Genomic DNA, 15,839 nt, shown 5'->3' on the forward strand with positions numbered 1-15,839 from the left:
CTGTCCGTTCGCGCTCGGTCAGCGGGCAGGTTCTGCAACCGGCTCGGCCGCCACCACCGGGTGGTCGCGGCCCAGGTTCCCTAGCGACGAGGCGCCCTGCGGCGACCCCAGCTCTTCGAAGAACTCCACGTTGGCCCGGATATAGTCGGCCCACTCATCGGGAACGTCGTCCGAGTAGTAGATCGCCTCCACCGGACACACCGGATCGCACGCACCGCAGTCCACGCATTCGGACGGGTGGATGTACAGCGAGCGTTCACCCTCGTAGATGCAGTCCACCGGGCATTCCTCGATGCAGGCTTTGTCCTTCACATCCACGCACGGCTGCGCGATCACATACGTCATGGTGCGCTACACACCCGTGTAAACGGTTTTGCCCCAGGTGAAGAAGTCCAGCGCGGACTTTCCCTGCTCGCGGAACGTGTTGGTGGAGGAGTCCTTCACGCCGCCGAACGGCACATTGAGGTCCAGGCCCGCCGTCGGCCGGTTGACCTTGACCACACCGGCTTGGGCCCGGGCGGCGAAGTCCGTGGCACGTGCCAGCGAGTCGGTGCAGATGCCGGCGGTGAGGCCGTAGCGGGAGTTGTTGATCGCGGCGACCCCGGCCTCATAATCGGCCACTTCGAGGACCGCCACCACGGGGCCGAAGATCTCCTCGGTCACGGCGGCGTCGTCGAACGGCAGGTCCGTGAGCACGGCAGCCGGGAAGTACAGCGGACGGTCCGCGTCGCCGTCGTGCGTTTCGTCCAGGATCCCGGAGCCGGTGAGCAGCGTGGCTCCGCGTTCGACGGCGGAACGCACCGCCGCGGTGTTCTGCGCGAACTGCTGGCTGCTCACCACAGCCCCCATCGGGGCGTCCATGCCGTCGCCGGGAGTGTAGGCAGCGGCTTCCTCGGTGAGCGCGTCAAGGAACGCGGCCCGGATGCCCGGGGTGACGTAGACGCGGGACGTGGCGGTGCAGGCCTGGCCGGTGAGGCCGAACGCGCCGGCGGCCACCACCTTGGCGGCCTTGCGGGCATCGGCATCGTCAAGCACCAGGACGCCGTTCTTGCCGCCCATCTCCAGCTGCACGCGGGCGCGGCGGGCATTCAGGATCTGCTGCAGGCCCAGCCCCACGTTGGTGGAACCGGTGAAGGAGAGCCCGGAGACGCGCTGGTCGCGGGCCAGGGCGTCGCCCACCACGCGGCCCTTGCCGTGCACCACGTTGAAGACGCCGGCGGGCAACCCCGCGTCCTGGAGGGCGCGAGCAAGGTGGGTGGCGGAGAGCGGGGTGAGTTCGGCCGGCTTGATGACTACGGCGTTGCCGCTGATCAGCGCCGGGGCGGACTTCCAGGCCGGGATGGCGATGGGGAAGTTCCACGGTGTGATCAGCCCGACGACGCCGAGCGGCTCGCGGCGGGTGGTGATGGTGGTGTCCGGCAGGCCGCTGGGCAGCACTTCGCCGGTGGCGGCCCAGCCGAGCGAGCCGAAGAAGCGCAGCACGTCCGAGGCACGCTTGACCTCGCCCTTGGCCTCGGCGAGGGTCTTGCCTTCCTCCCGGACCAGGTCCTCGGCGATGGCGGCCTGGCGTTCAATCAGCAGGTTTCCGGCCGTGATGAGGATGGCGCCGCGGGACGGGGCGGGCAGTGCTGCCCATCCCGGCTGCGCTGCCGCGGCGGCCGTGATGGCAGTGTCCACGTCCGCGGCGGTGCCGCTGGGGGAGAGGGCTGCGAGTTCGCTCGGGCGGGCCGGGTTCATCCGGTCGGTGTCGGCCTCGCCCAGCCATTCGCCGTTGATCAGGTGCCGGGCGGTGATGAGCTCGCGGTCGGTGGAGGTGGTGACGTCAATGGCTGTGGAAGTCATGGGGTTCCTTTGGGAATCGTGGGGAGGTCTGAGGAGCTACAGGCTGCGGATCAGGCCGCCGTCGCAGCGGAGCGCGACACCGGTGATGTACGACGCCTGGGCGCTGCAGAGGAACGCGGCGGCGGCGCCGAACTCCTCCGGCTCGCCGTAGCGGCGGGCGGGGATGGTTTTGCGTGACTCGAGCTGGATGTCCTCAACCGTGGTGCCGCGGCGCTTGGCGGCGGCCTGATCCAGTTCGGCCACCCGGTCCGTGGCGATCCGGCCGGGGAGGAGCATGTTGACCGTCACCGAGTCCAGGGCCACCTCTGCGGCGAGGGTCTTGAGGTAGCCGGCCAGTGCGGCCCGGCCGGTGTTGGACACGGCCAGGTTGGGCAGCGGGGCCACCACTCCGCTGGAGCCGACGGCGAGGATACGGCCCCAGCGCCGCTCCCGCATGCCGGGAAGCACCTGGGAGATGAGCGCGTGGTGCGGTTTGACCAGGAGCTCGAAGGCGGCGGCGATGTCTTCGGAGCTGAGCGTCGCCGCCGCCCCGGGCTTGGGGCCGGGACCGTTGAGCACCAGGATGTCGACGGGACCGAGGTCCGCCACGGTTTGTTCGACGGCGGACTCGATGCCTTCCGGTGTGGTGAGGTCCGCTTCGATGGCGATGGCTCCTGTGCCATACGCCGTGTGCAGTTCCGCGGCGATTTCCTTGGCGCGGTCGCGGCGGCGGCCGATGACGGCCACGCGGACGCCTTCGGCGGACAACGCGCGGGCGACGGCCAGGCCTAGGCCTCCGGTTGAGGCGGCCACGAGTGCGGTTTTCCCGGCGATTCCCAGGTCCATCAGAAACTCCCTACTGAGGTGTGGTGGTTGGCGGCAGGCGTGTCGGTGGCTGATTCCAGCGCGGCCGCGGCTTCCCGCAGGTGGGTGAGCATGCTGTAGCGCAGCTTCTCGGGGAACTCCGCGGCCGGGGCCCGGACGCCGGAATCCTTGATGAGGCCGCGCTTCCGCAGGCATTCCTTGCGGACGGCCAGCGCGATTTTGGCCTGCTGCTCGAAGTTGACCAGCGGCAGGTACGGCAGCAGCTGGTCGCGTGCGGCTTCATACCCGTCCCGCTGCCACGCCCGGACACAGGCGATCAGCGCCTCGGGATACGAGAAACCGGTCATGGCGCCTGCTGCGCCGGCCATGAGCTCGTCCAGCAGGCCCTGCCCGCCCAGTCCACCGAAAACGGAAACCCCGACGGCGGCTGTGAGGTCCGCGATGGCAACGCTGGTGGGCGGTGCTTCCGCCTTCACGGCGACGACGAAGCTGCACCACTTCACCACGGAAATGAGCGCCGCGGTGCTGATGCTGACGCCGCTGGCCAGCGGATAGTCCTGCAGGACCACCTTCGCGCCGGTGGCCCGGTGGATGGCGTCGAGATGGGCGATCACCACCTCGGGCCGTGGCGAGTTGGCCTGCATCATCACGGCGGCAAGGCGCTCGCCGGCGACGGCCTGCGCAGCCTTGATTTCGTCGATGGCGGGCCTGGTTGCCAGCGCGGTGATGCCCACAACCAGCGGAAGGTCCGTGCATTCGACCGCGATGTCGAGGACCTGGCCGCGCTCCTCCGCGGTCAAGGCTGCGGCTTCGCCGAACACGCCCAGGACGGTCAGTCCGGTGGCGCCGATGCCTTCGTAGTGCTCCACCAGCCCGGACAGGCTGTCCAGGTCCACATCCAGCGTGCTGCCTTGGAACGGTGTTGCCACCACGCCCCAGACGCCCGGCACCAGGGACTCGCGTGCGTCCGGTTCACGGGAATCCTTCCCGCTGTGGTCATTCAGTGATCCAGTCATTGAATCCTCCTCGAAGTTGGCGGGCATCAGCGGCCGGGCCAGACCGGCGGCCGCTTTTCCTGGAAGGCGCGCACGCCTTCGGCCGAGTCCTCGCTGTCCAGCGCGGCCATGAGGGCCGGCAGCCGGAGCCCGCGGGCCTCTTTGGCGGTGAGGTGCCCGGTCTGCGTGACCATCTGCTTCACGGCCCGGACCGAGGTGGGGGCGCAGGCCAGGATCTGGTCCACCCAGCGCTGCACCGCGGCGTCGAGCTCTTCTGCCGGGACCACCTCGTTGACCAGTCCCATGGACTGCATCTCCGCGGTGTCCGCCTTCCGCCCGGTCAGCAGCATGCCCATCGCCTGGGTGTAGGGGATACGACGCACCAGCTGGTGGATGCCGCCGTCGAGCGCCAAACGCCCCACCCGCGGTTCCGTCAGCCCGAACTTGGCATTCTCCGACGCGACCACGATGTCCGCGCCGAGCACGATCTCCATGCCGCCGCCCAGTGCATAACCGTTGACCCGGGCGATGACCGGGATGTCCAGACTGGTGCGGAGGCTCAGGCCGCCGAAACCGTTCGGGTCCAGGCCGGCCCAGTACTCCAGGCCGGTCTTGTCCACGGCGGAGGCGGACATGTCCGCCCCGACGCAGAACGCCCGGGTGCCGGCGCCGGTGATGACGACGGCCCGCACGGAGGTGTCCTGTTCCAGCTGCGTCCAGATTTCATTGAGCCGGGCTTGTGCGGTGCCGTCGACCGCGTTGAGCACGTGCTGCCGGTCGATCACCACTGTGGCGACGTGGTTCTCGATGGTCAGGGTGACCTGGTCAACTGTGTTCGGGACTGCGGTGGCCTCTGCGACAGCCGTCACCGCAGGACCCCCAGCTGCTGCAGGCGTTCGATGGTTTCCTCATCGAAGCCGTTCTCCAACAGGACCTCGACGTTGTGCTCGCCCAGCCGCGGCGCCACGCGCCGGACGGTGGGCGGGGTGGCGGAGAGCCGGATGGGCGCGTTCAGCATGCGTACGGTGCCCACGCCGGGGTGTTCGGCCTCGACGATCATGCCGTTGGCCTCGGTCTGGGCGTCGGCCAGGGCCTGCTCCAGGGTGTGGACCGGGGCGTTGAGCAGCCCCTGGTCCTCCAGCTTGCCGGTCCAGTACTCTGTGGTGTTGGTGGCGATGCGCTCGCGGAAGATCGCTTGCAACGCCGGCTTGTGCTGGAACTGCTGCTCCAAATTGGCGAACTCGGGCCGGAGCGTCAGGTCCTCTTCCAGGCCCAGGGCCTCGGAGATGCGGGCCAGCGGGTCCGGGGTGAAGCCGCCCACCATGCACACGGCGCCGTCGGTGGTTTCGAACACGCCGCTCAGTGGCATGGCGCCCCAGTTGACCTCGTAGCCGCGGTTGAGCTGCATGCACGCCTCCTGCATCTGCAGGTGCAGCATGGAATCGTACATGGTCACCTCCACCTTCTGCCCGACGCCGGAAGTTTCCCGGGTGCGCAGCGCCAGCAGGATGCCCTGCATGAGGTGCATGCCGGTGATGTAGTCGCACAGCGTCGTGGGGTAGATGGACGGCTTCTGGTCATCCGATTCCCGCCGCCACATCACACCTGAGTAGGCCTGCGCGATCGCGTCCTGGCCGCCTTTGTGCGAGTACGGACCCACGGGGCCGAAGCCCGTTCCCGAGGCCCAGATGATGCCGGGGTTCTCGGCCTTGAGTTCCTCGTAGCCGAAGCCCATCCGCTCCATCACGCCGGAGCGGAAGTTGCTGACCACCACGTCCGCGTCCGCCATGATGGCGTGCAGCACGTTCCGGCCTTCCTCGGTGCGCGTATCGATGGAGACACTGCGCTTGTTCCGGTTGATGGACAGGAAGATCGGGTTGTCCTGGCCGTCCTTGTCCGGGAAGGAGTTGCGTGAAATGTCTCCGGCGCCGGGGCGTTCCACCTTGATGATGTCCGCGCCGTAGTCGCCCAGCAGTTGCGTGCAGGACGGGCCCATGAACACCTGCGTGAAGTCCACGATCTTGATGCCGTCCAGCGGCAGCGGGGTTGGGGTGAGTTCATCCGCGGCGGCGGGCGCCGCCGTCGTGCGTTCCAGCTCTGTCGCTTCCAAAGTCACCGTGCTCATGCCGGAACCGCCGCGTCGGCGTCAACGGTGGCGTTCGACGACGGGACGTCGCCCGGGTCGGCGCCGTGCCCGCGCATGCCCTGCTGGATGTCCAGCGCGGACACGTCGCGGACCAGTAGGCCGTTCTCGACGGCGAGGGCTGCGGCGACGCCGACGGCCTGGCCCATGGCCATGCAGGGCGGGATCTCGCGGGACATCTTCTGCGCCTCCGGTGTTGCGGAGTAGTGGCGGCCGGCCACCAGGAGCTGATCCACTTCCTTGGGCAGCAACGAGCGGTACGGGTAGTAGTAGTCGCGGCCGCGGGCCACGGTGTCGGCGAAGTGGCGGCGCTGCGTGACGTCGTCCTTGGTCATGACGTACTCGCCCTGCAGCAGGCGGGTCTGACGGACGCCCATCTGCGAGGCGACATCCAGCATGTAGCAGTTTTCGAAGCCCGGCAGGTTGGCGCGGACGTAGTCCACGGCCTCGGAGATCCGGTCGCGGGCGGCGAACTCGGCGGCGGTCATGTCTGCCGGGTCCACGCCGTCGAAGCCGGACATGTGCGGGGCGTTGCACCACACCACGCCGTCGATGGGGGTCTTGAGCCACCACAGTTCCCAGGCGCCGCCGAGGAGGCGCTTGATTTTGCGGTTGATGGCGCGGGCTTCCTTCGGGTTGGCCTGTTCGAAGGCCTCCGCTGCGGCGGTGTTCACGTTGCCCAGCCGGAAGACGAGGGTGGTGAGGTAGTTGTCCTTGGCGTAGCTTGCGCCGGCCCGGGACGCGACGTCGATGTCGCCGGTGGTGTCGATGACGACGTCCGCCATGAAGGCCTGCGGGCCCAGCTTGGTCTCGCAGATGACGCCCTTGATCACGCCGTTGTCCACGATGGGGCGGGAGAACCAGGAGTGCAGGCGCAGGTCCACACCGGCCTCGCGGACCAGGTCGTTGGAGACGCGCTTCCAGCCGTCCGGGTCGAACGCCGCGGCGTAGCAGATGGGCTTGGGGTTGGTGTGGGAGTGGAAGTCGAAGGTGCCGTAGCGGCCCCACTTGTTCCAGAGTTCCTCGGAAGTCTTGCGGTCGTCGGCCGGCGGGACGACGGCGAGGCCCAGCTTCTGCAGGCGCTCCACGTATTCGGACACGATGCCGGTGACGGTGATTTCCTGGCCGTTGATCATGTCGTCCAGCACCAGCACCATGCCGCCGGAGGCGAGGCCGCCGAGGGATGAGTAGCGTTCCAGCAGGGTGACTTTGGCGCCGGAACGGGCGGCGGTGACGGCGGCAGCCACACCTGCGGGGCCACCGCCGACCACGAGGACGTTGGAACGGGAGATGACCGGGGCGGTGAGGTCCGCCGTCGTGGTGCTGAGTTCCAGGGAGTTGAAAGTTGCAGGGGAGGTCATGGGGAGTCCTTACTTTCCGACGAAGATGCCGTTGGAGCGGCGGGCGGCGAGATAGAAAACGATGCTGAGGATGGAGAGGGCGGCTACGTAGACCGGGAAGATCCAGGTGAGGTTCAGGGATTGGAACCAGACCAGCAGGTAGGAGGCGGTGCCGCCGAAGAGTGCGACGCCGATTCCATAGCCCAGGGCTACGCCCGTGCCGCGGATGTTCTTGGGCATCAGGGAGGAGCTGACCACATTGTAGAGGGTCATGTTCAGCACCAGGACAATGGAGCCGCCCAACAGGACTGCTGCGAAGCCGCCGATACCCGGCTGGACGTAGAAAAGCATGAGGAACACAGACGGGATCGCCAGGATTCGGGTGATCAGGAACCAGCGCGACATCGACTTGCCGTCGGTCAGCTTGCCGATGATCCAGCTGCCTGCCACCAGGATGACGCCCAGGACGGTGGTGAGGGCGAAGACGGCGGTGGGATCTTCCTTGAACCCGCTGCGGGCAGCGCTGGGAAGGCCAACGTTCCAGGCGTAGTTGTAGGCCTGTGCTGCGCCCACCACAAAGATGATGGCCAGGACGGAGAGCCAGTGCTTGCGGACTCCGGACCAGACGGCGCGGGGAGTGTTGCTGGCCATTTCCTCGGCCTTGAGGGTCTCCGGGAGCGAACGGCGGAGGTAGAGGACCACGAAACCGAAGAGGGCGCCGATGATGAACGGAACGCGCCAGCCCCAGTCGGCCATGACGGCACCGCCCAGGACCAGGCTGCACAGGAAGCTGATCAGCGACGCCAGCAGTATGCCGATGTTCACGTAGAAGCTCATCAGGCCGGCGACGTAGCCTTCGCGGCCTTCGGGCGCCAGCTCCAGGGCATGGGACGTTGAAAGCGGGGCTTCGATGCCCGTGGAAATGCCCTGCAGCACGCGGCACACCAGCAGGATGATGCCGGCCCAGGCGCCGATCTGCTGGTAGCTCGGGGTGACGGCGATGATCAGCGTGGTGCCTGCCATGAGCATGATGGACAGGAGCATGACCCGGCGGCGGCCCACGCGGTCGGCCAGGGTGCCGAGCAGGATCCCGCCCAGCGGACGGAAAGCGAATCCGACGGCGAACACGGCCAGCGCGTTCAAGGTGGCGGAGAGCGGATCGGTGTTGGGGAAGAAGTTGGGCCCGATGAAGGCCGAGAGGAGGCCGAAGACCATCCAGTCGTACCACTCGAGGGCGTTGCCAAGGCCGAGGCCCAGCAGGCCTTTGCGGACCTCGGGGGTGAATTTTTCGTGCTTGGTGTGGGATGAGCGGGTGGGGGAGGGGGACGTGACGGCTTTGTCCGTCCCTTGGGGGTCTGTCGTTTGTGTATCGAGCATGGAAGTGTCCTTACGCTTACGCCGAAAAGGGCGTGGGAGGGTATGACGCATCGACGCCCTGGACGCAGGGCGGAAGATGCGAACGATGCAAGGAGTGTCTGCGGCCACGGTTCGTGTCCGGAGAGTTAGGGGAAAACGCAGGTGCCGGTTGGGGGCGGCAGGGCTACCACGCGTGTGGTGCGTTGACCCAGATGGCTACGCATACCTCTTCGTAGCTGTTCTTGTACCAGTGCGGGATCTCTGAGGAGTACGTGATGGAGTCGCCCTCCTCAAGGCTGTAGCAGACGCCGTCCAGGAAGACGTCCTTGCGGCCCGAGATGATGTAGCAGAACTCCTCACCGCTGTGGGTGAAGGGTGTTCCGCTCGTGTCATGCCCCGGGGGCGTGCTGATCCACTGCGCTTCGATGTTTCCGTCACGGTTCGGGGTCAGCAGCTCGTGGACTGCTTCCCCTACCGACTCGCGGGTGACGTTTTTCAGGTTGCGTCGATCGGATTTTCGAACGACGGGGGACTTGGATTCATCCTGGCCAATGAAGAACCTCCCTACGGGGACGTCCAATCCGTGGGCCAGCTGTGCCAGCGTGGTGAAGGAAGGGTTGGCCAAGCCGCGTTCGATCTGGCTGACGATCGCTTGGCTGAGGCCGGTGATGTCCGAGAGCCGGGCGAGGGTCATGCCCTTTGCCTTGCGCATGGTGCGCACCTTGTTTCCGACAGTCGCCAGAAGTTCGCTGGTGGCCGGCGGGGCGGGAGTCTCGGTGGTCATTGCCGCATCCTTCGTTGGTGAGCTAACTCACACAACTATAGTGAAGATTTTCAGCGAGTCAATGATTCTGCCTTGATTAAAGTGAAAATCTTTACAGGAATGCAGATTTTGTAGGTAGCCACCCGCCATCGGCCCCGACCACCCGCCGTCGGGCCTTAACGCAAAAAGCTGGTGCAGCCGCCTGCGACTACGCAGGGCAACTGCACCAACCGGTGGTTAAAACATTCAGATTGCTATGAAGCGTTCCTCATTAGCGGCTCCTTATGTCCCGGCTACGCGATCCGGGTTACCTGCGGTCCTCGGCCAGATGCCTCGAGAGGATCCAGCCGACGCCAATCATCAGCACACCCAGCACCATGTGGGTCCAGTTATCCATAGTGTTCAGCGACAGGAAATTGGCCGCCGAACCTACTCCGACAATGAGCCCGAAGATGCCGAGGACGATGTACAGCAGACCAAAGCCCATGAGGAAGTTCCGGGCGCCCATTCCATTACGGGACATCGCCCAGCCGGTTCCACCGATGACCAGCTGCACAATGTTCAGCAGCATGGATACCTGGAACAGGCCAAGGAACATGGCGTGCGAATCAGGCCCAAGGAACCTCAGTTCGCCGTACTGCTGGGTAACGCCCGGGATGAACCCCAGGACACCTACCAGCATCAGGACAATACCTACACCCATGCCAACGTTCTGGACATCCGTACGTCCAAAGTGAACGCCATGTGCATGCGGGGATGCGGTAGTCATTTTTCTGCCTCCAACCACTGATTGCGGACATTCCAATTTTACGGCTGAGTAATGAAAAAAGCGCTGGGGGATGGGGACTTCTGCCCAGCGACAGGGCCGCCTCCTGTCTGGTGAACTGGCAGGACCATGCGCCCTGTAACAGTGATCATCCGGACCCTTGCGGCCGTCGTCGTGCTACTCCTCACCGCCGGCTGCAGCGTGGCCGTCCCGGCCGGGAAGGCGCCCGCCGTGGGGGCACTGCGGATGAGCGACGAGACGGCCGTTCCGGACTCCGCCACCCAGCCCCTGAACCCCAGGCCCCTGAACAGGCCCCTGAACCCCAGGCCCCTGAACAGGCCCCTGAACCCCAGGCCCCTGAACAGGGCCGAACAGCTCCTGCCCAAGGTGAACGCGCAGCCGTGGCCCGCGCCGCTGCCTGTGGTGGTGCAGTCGGCCAGCAAGGACATGCAGTGCTCCATCGACGCGGACGGTGCAGCCTGCCACCTGCTCACGGACGTTGCGCCCCGGCCCGGCGACATCAAAGGCCAGTGCACCGGGCTTAGTGAGTATTTCGGCGGATATGCGGTGGTAACGCTCGACGGCGGTGCCCAGTACGGGCTGTGCGGCAACGGAACGTCCCCCATGGAGACGGAGGAGGCTGCAGGTCCGGCGTTCCCTGGGCCGTGGATCCAGGACGGCCAGACCGTGCGGCTGGGCAACATGGTGTGCGAACGGGCGCCGGGCGCCATGACCTGCGCGCATCTGCGGACGGGCCACGGCTTCATGATGAGCAAGGACAACTACGAGCTCTGGTAACTCGGGGGTTTGAGCCTGTCGCAGACGGGTCCGGGGCACCTCCCGTGACACCATGGAACACGATGAAACTGCGCGCTGATCAGACCGGAGACCGTGGCATTCCCATGCCCTTGTGGCTGCAGGGAGCGCTCGAATCAGCGCAGGCGGCGGTCATTTCCGCGCTGGTGGTGCTGGCACCCATCGTCGCCGTGTGGGCCACAGCCGGATTCCAGAACAACAACTTCGACGCCCTGGCCCGGCTCGGCGGCCAGGCCTGGCTGCTGATCCACGGCGTTCCCCTGCACCTGACCACCGTGGCGGGGGACGCTGCCGCGCAGCCGGAATCGGGCACCCTGTCGCTGATCCCGCTGGGCCTCACCCTCATCCCGTTCCTCCTCGCGTGGCGGGCAGGCCGGCGCCTGGCCAGGGCTTCCTACACGGACCAGCTCTGGCAGGCCCTGCTGGGTTCCTGGCTGGTGTACGCCGGGTTCGGCATGGCCACCGGCTTCGTATGCCGCACGGACGACGTCGCCATCTTCCTGTGGTTCGCCGGGCTGATGCCGCTGGTCCCGTTCGGCCTGGGCATGGTGGTGGGCGCCCGGCGCGAAGCAGGGTCCTGGAGCCGGCTCATCGGCGTCGACGCCGTGGACTGGATCGCCCGGACCAGCCAGCACTCCCGCTGGGCCGGCAGCTACCTGGGCTCCGCCATCAAAGCGGGCTTCGTCGCACTGATGGCCGCCTTCACTTTGTCCGCCGCGCTGCTCGCGGTTGACCTCTTCATCCACTGGGACCTGGTGATCGCGGTATATGAAGGGCTCGACGCCGGCGCCATGGGCGGTGCCGTGCTCACCATCGCGCAGCTCGGCTTCCTCCCCAACCTTGCCGTTTTTGCGCTCGCCTGGACGTCCGGCTCCGGCTTTGCCCTGGGCGTCGGCTCGCAGGCCGGACCGCTCGGAACCGCCGTCGGCCCGCTGCCGTCCATTCCTGTGTTCGCCGCCCTGCCCGCCGGTCCGCTTGATTACGGCTTCGTGGCGCTGGTGGTTCCCGTCCTGGCCGGCGTACTTGCCGGCTGGTGGTTCCTTCGCGAAGGCGAAAACCATTTCGACGAATGGCTGTCCATCAAGATCCGTTCCCGCTGGTTCACGGCATCGGCGTCAACGATAGTCCTCGGCGCGATCATCGGCGTGGCCGCCGGCCTGATGGCGGGCGGCCTGGCCTGGATGGCGCGCGGATCGGCCGGGATCGGCCGCCTCACGGACATCGGACCGGATCCTTTAAGCACGGCCTTGTGGGTGGCCGCGGAAGTGGGCATCGGCGTCGTGATCGGTTATGCGGCGGGACCCTGGCTGGAACGCCAGCAGAAGCTGCGCGAAGCGGACCTGGACACAGCGAAGCCCTAGGGGCGCCGCCGTCGGGCGTTATTTCCGGACGGCTGGCATTACCGGACGGTTGGCGGTGTCCGGAGGCCTAGCGAAGCTGGGCGGGGAGGGACTTTTGCAGCTGGGTCTGGCACTGGCTCATGGCCTGCTCCGTGAGCGCACTGCGCGAGCACTGCTGGAAGTCCCGGACCTGGTTGAAGAACACCGCGGAGACCAGGATCAGCAGCACCATCACCGCTGAGACCACCAGCCCTGAAATGGTCCCGAAAAGCACCAGCTTGGATTCCTTCAGCTTGATGGCCCGGACCAGGACCATAATGCCGAGCACGATGCTCACAGCCGTGAGGATGGAGGTGAGCCACAGGTAGGTGACGTCAAGCTGGTAGACGAAGAAGGCGCCCAGGACGGCAACGATGAACGCACGGAACAGGTTGTGAGTCTTCAGCAGTGACGTCTTGGCGGCCTCGCTGAGGGGCTGCCGGGCCTGCTGGGGACCTGCGGGGTCCTTCGGGGGATTCATGTTTTCCAGCCTACGCGAGCGGCCCCATAAGCTAGAGCCATGCGCATCGTAGTCCTCGTGTCCGGTACCGGTTCCAACCTCCAGGCTGTCATTGACGCCGTTAAGGCGGGCGAACTGGACGTGGAGATCGCCGCCGTTGGCGCCGACCGGCCGGGGACCTACGGTGTGGAACGTTCAGCGGCCGCCGGAATCCCGACGTTCGTGGTGGACTTCAAGGCCTACTCCGACCGTGCCGAATGGAACGCGGCGCTGACCGAAGCCGTGGCCGCATATCAGCCGGATGTTGTGGTGTCCTCCGGGTTCATGCGCATCGTCAGCCCGGAGTTCATCGACGCGTTCGACGGCAAATACCTCAACACCCACCCCGCGCTGCTGCCGGCTTTTCCCGGGGCACACGGCGTCCGGGATGCCATGGCATACGGCGTCAAGGTCACCGGCTGCACGGTGCACTGGGCCGACGCCGGCGTTGACACCGGCCCCATCATCGCCCAGGAAGCCGTCGCCATCCGCGACGACGACACCGAGGACACCCTGCACGAACGCATCAAGGTGGTGGAGCGCAGGCTCCTGGTCTCCACCCTGGCGCAGCTCGCCGCGGCCTGATTCCTGCCCAACTAGGTAGCAGCAGGTGTCGTTTTGGAGGCTCAAAACGACACCTGCTGCTACCTAGTTGCAATCTGGGGGCCGGGCCTGTGGATAACCTCCGCGCACTAGTCCGAAGTTTGCCACGATGGGGCCATGAAGACCCCGCAGCCGTTGCCGGAACCGCTTAGTTCGGGCGCTTTCACGTACCAGGAAGCGGTCGACGCCGGTGTAACCCGCCGCCGCATGCGGCACCGTTCGCTGTCCGCGCCAAGCCGGGGAGTCAGGCAGCCCGGGCAGGGCGACATCGAACTACCGTCACAGGTCCGCCCGGTTACCCTGGTCACCGAGTTCTCGACCGCATCCCATGCCTCGGCCTTTAGGCTGTGGTCGTTTCCAGGATTCCTACCTGGCGCGGACGATTCGATCATCCACATCTCCCGTCCTGACAGGCTGGCCATCCCCAGGCGGACGGGTGTGCGAGGCCACCGCGGCCAGTTCTTTGCGGACGAGATCGTCGCTCTGCACGGTCTGCTGGTCACATCCCGGACCAGGACCTGGCTGGATTGCTCGCGGAAGATGACCATCGATGAACTGACGGTTGTGGCAGACCATCTGCTGAGGATTCCGCGGCCCGAATTCGAGGGCAGGACGGAACCTCATGCCACGCTTGAAGAACTGGCGGACATGCTGGACCGGCACAAGGGAACGCCCGGGATCCGGAAGGCCCGCCTTGCCCTGCAGCAGGCGCGTGTCGGAGCCGATTCGGCGCCGGAAACGCGCCTTCGGCTGGCCTTGCAGAACGGAGGCCTGCCAGAACCGCACCTGAACGTGCCCACGAAACTGCGTGCCGGCGTCGTGCGTCAACCGGACCTTGCCTATCTGGAATACCGCGTAGCGGTGGAGTACGAAGGCGAGGGCCATTCCGAGGTTGCGCAGATTGTCCGGGACATCGCCCGTGAAGAGGATTTCAGCCGGGCCGGGTGGGTGCTGGTCCGGATCTCCAAACGGCACATGGTCAACGATGCCCGGCCGGCGGTGGCAAAGGTCCGCGCGGCACTCCTCAGCCGCGGCTGGTTGCCCAAGTAAGTAGCAGCAGGTGTCGTTTTGAGACCTGAAAACGACACCTGCTGCTACCTAGTTGGGGGAGGGGAGGGGGAGGGGAGGGGGAGGGGTCGCCTACGTCAGGGTGCGCTGCTTCGTCTCGGGGGAGAAGAACGCCATCCACAGCACCGACAGCAGGACCAGCCCGCCGGCCAGTGCGAAGGACGTTGCCAGACCCAGTTGCGGCCACAGGACCGAGGCGAAGATGAGCGGCCCGAAGCCTGCCCCGAGCCGAGAGAACGTGGACGCCCAGCCGAAGCCGGTGCCGCGCAGGTCCGTGGGGTACAGCTCGGACACATAGGTGTACAGCACCGGGATGGCCACCTGCACGATGAACCCGAACACCAGCAGCCAGAACACGGCGGCCGACGGGATGTCCACCACGAAGGCCACGATCACCAGGGTCAGCGCGGACAGCGGCCCGGTGATCGCCAGGATCCACTTGCGGCCCACGCGCTCCACCAGCACTGCGGCCACCACCACGCCCAGGAGGCCGACGGCGGCCATGGACGCCGTGGTGAGGAAAGCCTTGTAGTCCTGGAAACCGGCGCCGATGAGGATCCGCGGCATCCACGTCAGGGACAGGTAGTAGACCAGCAGGATGCTGAAGAACAGGGACCAGGCAGCGGCCGTAATCTTCCAGTTGAATCGCCAGACCCGGACCAGCTGGAGCCAGGCGCTGCCGGCCGAAAGCTTCGGGGCGTCCTGTGCATCCGGGAGGCTGTAGGCGCGGGGCTCGGCTCCCGTGGCCTTGACCAGGTCGTCGATGACCTTGGCGGCCTCGTCCCGGCGTCCTTTGCGGATGAGGAACAGGGGCGACTCGGGCACGCTGCGCCGGACCCAGAAGACCAGCAGGGCAGGGAGCACCATCACCAGCATGGTCAGCCGCCAGTCGGCGAAGGCGGCCACCAGCCAGGCGGAGATAAAGCCGCAGAGCGCAGCACCCACCGGCCACCAGCCGTCCATGGCGGTGAGGACCTTGCCGCGCTGCTTCCGCGGGGTGAACTCACCCACTAGCGCATAGTCAACGGGGATGCATCCGCCCAGGCCGAACCCGGCCATGAAGCGGAACACGCAGAACCAGATGAAGTCGGGGGAGAAGGCGCCCAGGACGGTGAAGAGGGAGAAGATCAGCAGCGTGGCGGTGAAGGCCTTCTTGCGCCCGATGGTGTCAGCGATGGTGCCCCACGCAAACGCGCCCAGGGCCATGCCCACCAGGTTCGCCGTGCCGATCCAGGCGGCATCGCCGGGGGCCAGGTTCCAGTGGGTGGACAGCAACGGGATGAGGATCCCGTTCAGCGTTACATCCCAGGCGTCGAACATAAAACCCAGGCCGCCGATCAGGAAAATCCGGCCCTGGACCTTCCACCGCCACGGCAGTTCCTGGACCACCTGTTCGCCGCTGGGCACAGTGGTGTAAGTATTCATCTCGGCCTCCTGTGAAAACTCTACGGTGCGGGGCCGGGTG

At 66.5% G+C, this 15,839-nt stretch carries 16 protein-coding genes; 4 read left to right on the top strand and 12 right to left on the bottom strand.

Features of this window, described 5'->3' with window-relative positions:
- Nucleotides 1–18: 18 nt before the first annotated feature.
- The 10 genes from fdxA to AC1MDG_RS05530 form a co-directional block, all read right to left on the bottom strand.
- The gene (gene fdxA, locus AC1MDG_RS05485; protein ID WP_479808008.1) at nucleotides 19–345 is read right to left on the bottom strand and encodes a ferredoxin; all 327 of its coding nucleotides are present in this window, start codon (nucleotides 343–345) and stop codon (nucleotides 19–21) included.
- A 6-nt stretch (nucleotides 346–351) separates the two neighbouring features.
- Nucleotides 352–1,842: an aldehyde dehydrogenase family protein gene (locus AC1MDG_RS05490; protein ID WP_479808009.1), complete on the bottom strand. Its 1,491-nt coding sequence runs from the start codon at nucleotides 1,840–1,842 to the stop codon at nucleotides 352–354.
- 36 nt (nucleotides 1,843–1,878) lie between these two features.
- Nucleotides 1,879–2,667, bottom strand: coding sequence for an SDR family oxidoreductase (locus AC1MDG_RS05495; RefSeq protein WP_479808010.1), 789 nt, complete (start codon nucleotides 2,665–2,667; stop codon nucleotides 1,879–1,881).
- Nucleotides 2,667–3,662 carry a dihydrodipicolinate synthase family protein gene (locus AC1MDG_RS05500; protein ID WP_479808011.1) on the bottom strand — a complete coding sequence of 332 codons (996 nt, stop codon included), beginning with the start codon at nucleotides 3,660–3,662 and terminating at the stop codon, nucleotides 2,667–2,669. Before AC1MDG_RS05500 ends, AC1MDG_RS05495 begins: the two co-directional genes overlap by 1 nt.
- Before the next feature lie 26 nt (nucleotides 3,663–3,688).
- Complete coding sequence (locus AC1MDG_RS05505) at nucleotides 3,689–4,510, bottom strand: enoyl-CoA hydratase-related protein (protein ID WP_479808012.1); 822 nt, start codon at nucleotides 4,508–4,510, stop codon at nucleotides 3,689–3,691.
- Nucleotides 4,507–5,766 carry a CaiB/BaiF CoA transferase family protein gene (locus AC1MDG_RS05510; RefSeq protein WP_479808013.1) on the bottom strand — a complete coding sequence of 420 codons (1,260 nt, stop codon included), beginning with the start codon at nucleotides 5,764–5,766 and terminating at the stop codon, nucleotides 4,507–4,509. The genes AC1MDG_RS05505 and AC1MDG_RS05510 overlap by 4 nt, the downstream gene beginning before the upstream one ends.
- Nucleotides 5,763–7,145: an FAD-dependent oxidoreductase gene (locus AC1MDG_RS05515; protein WP_479808014.1), complete on the bottom strand. Its 1,383-nt coding sequence runs from the start codon at nucleotides 7,143–7,145 to the stop codon at nucleotides 5,763–5,765. The genes AC1MDG_RS05510 and AC1MDG_RS05515 overlap by 4 nt, the downstream gene beginning before the upstream one ends.
- A 9-nt stretch (nucleotides 7,146–7,154) precedes the next feature.
- Entirely contained in the window at nucleotides 7,155–8,501 is a 1,347-nt protein-coding gene (locus tag AC1MDG_RS05520; protein WP_479808015.1) for an MFS transporter, read from the bottom strand.
- Between the two features lie 163 nt (nucleotides 8,502–8,664).
- Nucleotides 8,665–9,264, bottom strand: a complete 600-nt coding sequence (locus AC1MDG_RS05525) for a helix-turn-helix domain-containing protein (RefSeq protein ID WP_011690944.1) — start codon at nucleotides 9,262–9,264, stop codon at nucleotides 8,665–8,667.
- Nucleotides 9,265–9,550: 286 nt separating this feature from the next.
- Nucleotides 9,551–10,012, bottom strand: coding sequence for a DUF4383 domain-containing protein (locus tag AC1MDG_RS05530; protein ID WP_479808016.1), 462 nt, complete (start codon nucleotides 10,010–10,012; stop codon nucleotides 9,551–9,553).
- 126 nt (nucleotides 10,013–10,138) lie between these two features.
- Between AC1MDG_RS05530 and AC1MDG_RS05535 the strand changes: the two genes are divergently transcribed.
- Together AC1MDG_RS05535 and AC1MDG_RS05540 are read left to right on the top strand one after the other, a co-directional pair.
- The gene (locus AC1MDG_RS05535; protein ID WP_479808017.1) at nucleotides 10,139–10,807 is read left to right on the top strand and encodes a hypothetical protein; all 669 of its coding nucleotides are present in this window, start codon (nucleotides 10,139–10,141) and stop codon (nucleotides 10,805–10,807) included.
- 62 nt (nucleotides 10,808–10,869) lie between these two features.
- Entirely contained in the window at nucleotides 10,870–12,186 is a 1,317-nt protein-coding gene (locus AC1MDG_RS05540) for a cell division protein PerM (protein ID WP_479808018.1), read from the top strand.
- Between the two features lie 67 nt (nucleotides 12,187–12,253).
- Here the strand turns inward: AC1MDG_RS05540 and AC1MDG_RS05545 are convergent, their stop codons facing one another.
- On the bottom strand, nucleotides 12,254–12,685 hold the full coding sequence (locus tag AC1MDG_RS05545; protein WP_043479266.1) for a hypothetical protein: 432 nt from the start codon (nucleotides 12,683–12,685) through the stop codon (nucleotides 12,254–12,256).
- Between the two features lie 39 nt (nucleotides 12,686–12,724).
- Between AC1MDG_RS05545 and purN the strand changes: the two genes are divergently transcribed.
- Entirely contained in the window at nucleotides 12,725–13,288 is a 564-nt protein-coding gene (gene purN / locus AC1MDG_RS05550; RefSeq protein WP_479808019.1) for a phosphoribosylglycinamide formyltransferase, read from the top strand.
- 135 nt (nucleotides 13,289–13,423) lie between these two features.
- Nucleotides 13,424–14,356, top strand: a complete 933-nt coding sequence (locus AC1MDG_RS05555) for an endonuclease domain-containing protein (RefSeq protein WP_479808020.1) — start codon at nucleotides 13,424–13,426, stop codon at nucleotides 14,354–14,356.
- A gap of 90 nt (nucleotides 14,357–14,446) precedes the next feature.
- Here AC1MDG_RS05555 and AC1MDG_RS05560 read toward each other — a convergent pair whose 3' ends face one another.
- On the bottom strand, nucleotides 14,447–15,799 hold the full coding sequence (locus AC1MDG_RS05560; RefSeq protein ID WP_043479272.1) for an MFS transporter: 1,353 nt from the start codon (nucleotides 15,797–15,799) through the stop codon (nucleotides 14,447–14,449).
- Nucleotides 15,800–15,839 lie beyond the last annotated feature (40 nt).

Source organism: Arthrobacter sp. AIWTK1 (assembly GCF_056680535.1).

Coding starts and splice junctions, on each gene's coding strand:
- fdxA (WP_479808008.1), bottom strand. CDS start 345: ATGACGTATGTGATCGCGCAGCCGTGCGTGGATGTGAAGGACAAAGCC.
- AC1MDG_RS05490 (WP_479808009.1), bottom strand. CDS start 1,842: ATGACTTCCACAGCCATTGACGTCACCACCTCCACCGACCGCGAGCTC.
- AC1MDG_RS05495 (WP_479808010.1), bottom strand. CDS start 2,667: ATGGACCTGGGAATCGCCGGGAAAACCGCACTCGTGGCCGCCTCAACC.
- AC1MDG_RS05500 (WP_479808011.1), bottom strand. CDS start 3,662: ATGACTGGATCACTGAATGACCACAGCGGGAAGGATTCCCGTGAACCG.
- AC1MDG_RS05510 (WP_479808013.1), bottom strand. CDS start 5,766: ATGAGCACGGTGACTTTGGAAGCGACAGAGCTGGAACGCACGACGGCG.
- AC1MDG_RS05515 (WP_479808014.1), bottom strand. CDS start 7,145: ATGACCTCCCCTGCAACTTTCAACTCCCTGGAACTCAGCACCACGACG.
- AC1MDG_RS05520 (WP_479808015.1), bottom strand. CDS start 8,501: ATGCTCGATACACAAACGACAGACCCCCAAGGGACGGACAAAGCCGTC.
- AC1MDG_RS05525 (WP_011690944.1), bottom strand. CDS start 9,264: ATGACCACCGAGACTCCCGCCCCGCCGGCCACCAGCGAACTTCTGGCG.
- AC1MDG_RS05530 (WP_479808016.1), bottom strand. CDS start 10,012: ATGACTACCGCATCCCCGCATGCACATGGCGTTCACTTTGGACGTACG.
- AC1MDG_RS05535 (WP_479808017.1), top strand. CDS start 10,139: ATGCGCCCTGTAACAGTGATCATCCGGACCCTTGCGGCCGTCGTCGTG.
- AC1MDG_RS05540 (WP_479808018.1), top strand. CDS start 10,870: ATGAAACTGCGCGCTGATCAGACCGGAGACCGTGGCATTCCCATGCCC.
- AC1MDG_RS05545 (WP_043479266.1), bottom strand. CDS start 12,685: ATGAATCCCCCGAAGGACCCCGCAGGTCCCCAGCAGGCCCGGCAGCCC.
- purN (WP_479808019.1), top strand. CDS start 12,725: ATGCGCATCGTAGTCCTCGTGTCCGGTACCGGTTCCAACCTCCAGGCT.
- AC1MDG_RS05555 (WP_479808020.1), top strand. CDS start 13,424: ATGAAGACCCCGCAGCCGTTGCCGGAACCGCTTAGTTCGGGCGCTTTC.
- AC1MDG_RS05560 (WP_043479272.1), bottom strand. CDS start 15,799: ATGAATACTTACACCACTGTGCCCAGCGGCGAACAGGTGGTCCAGGAA.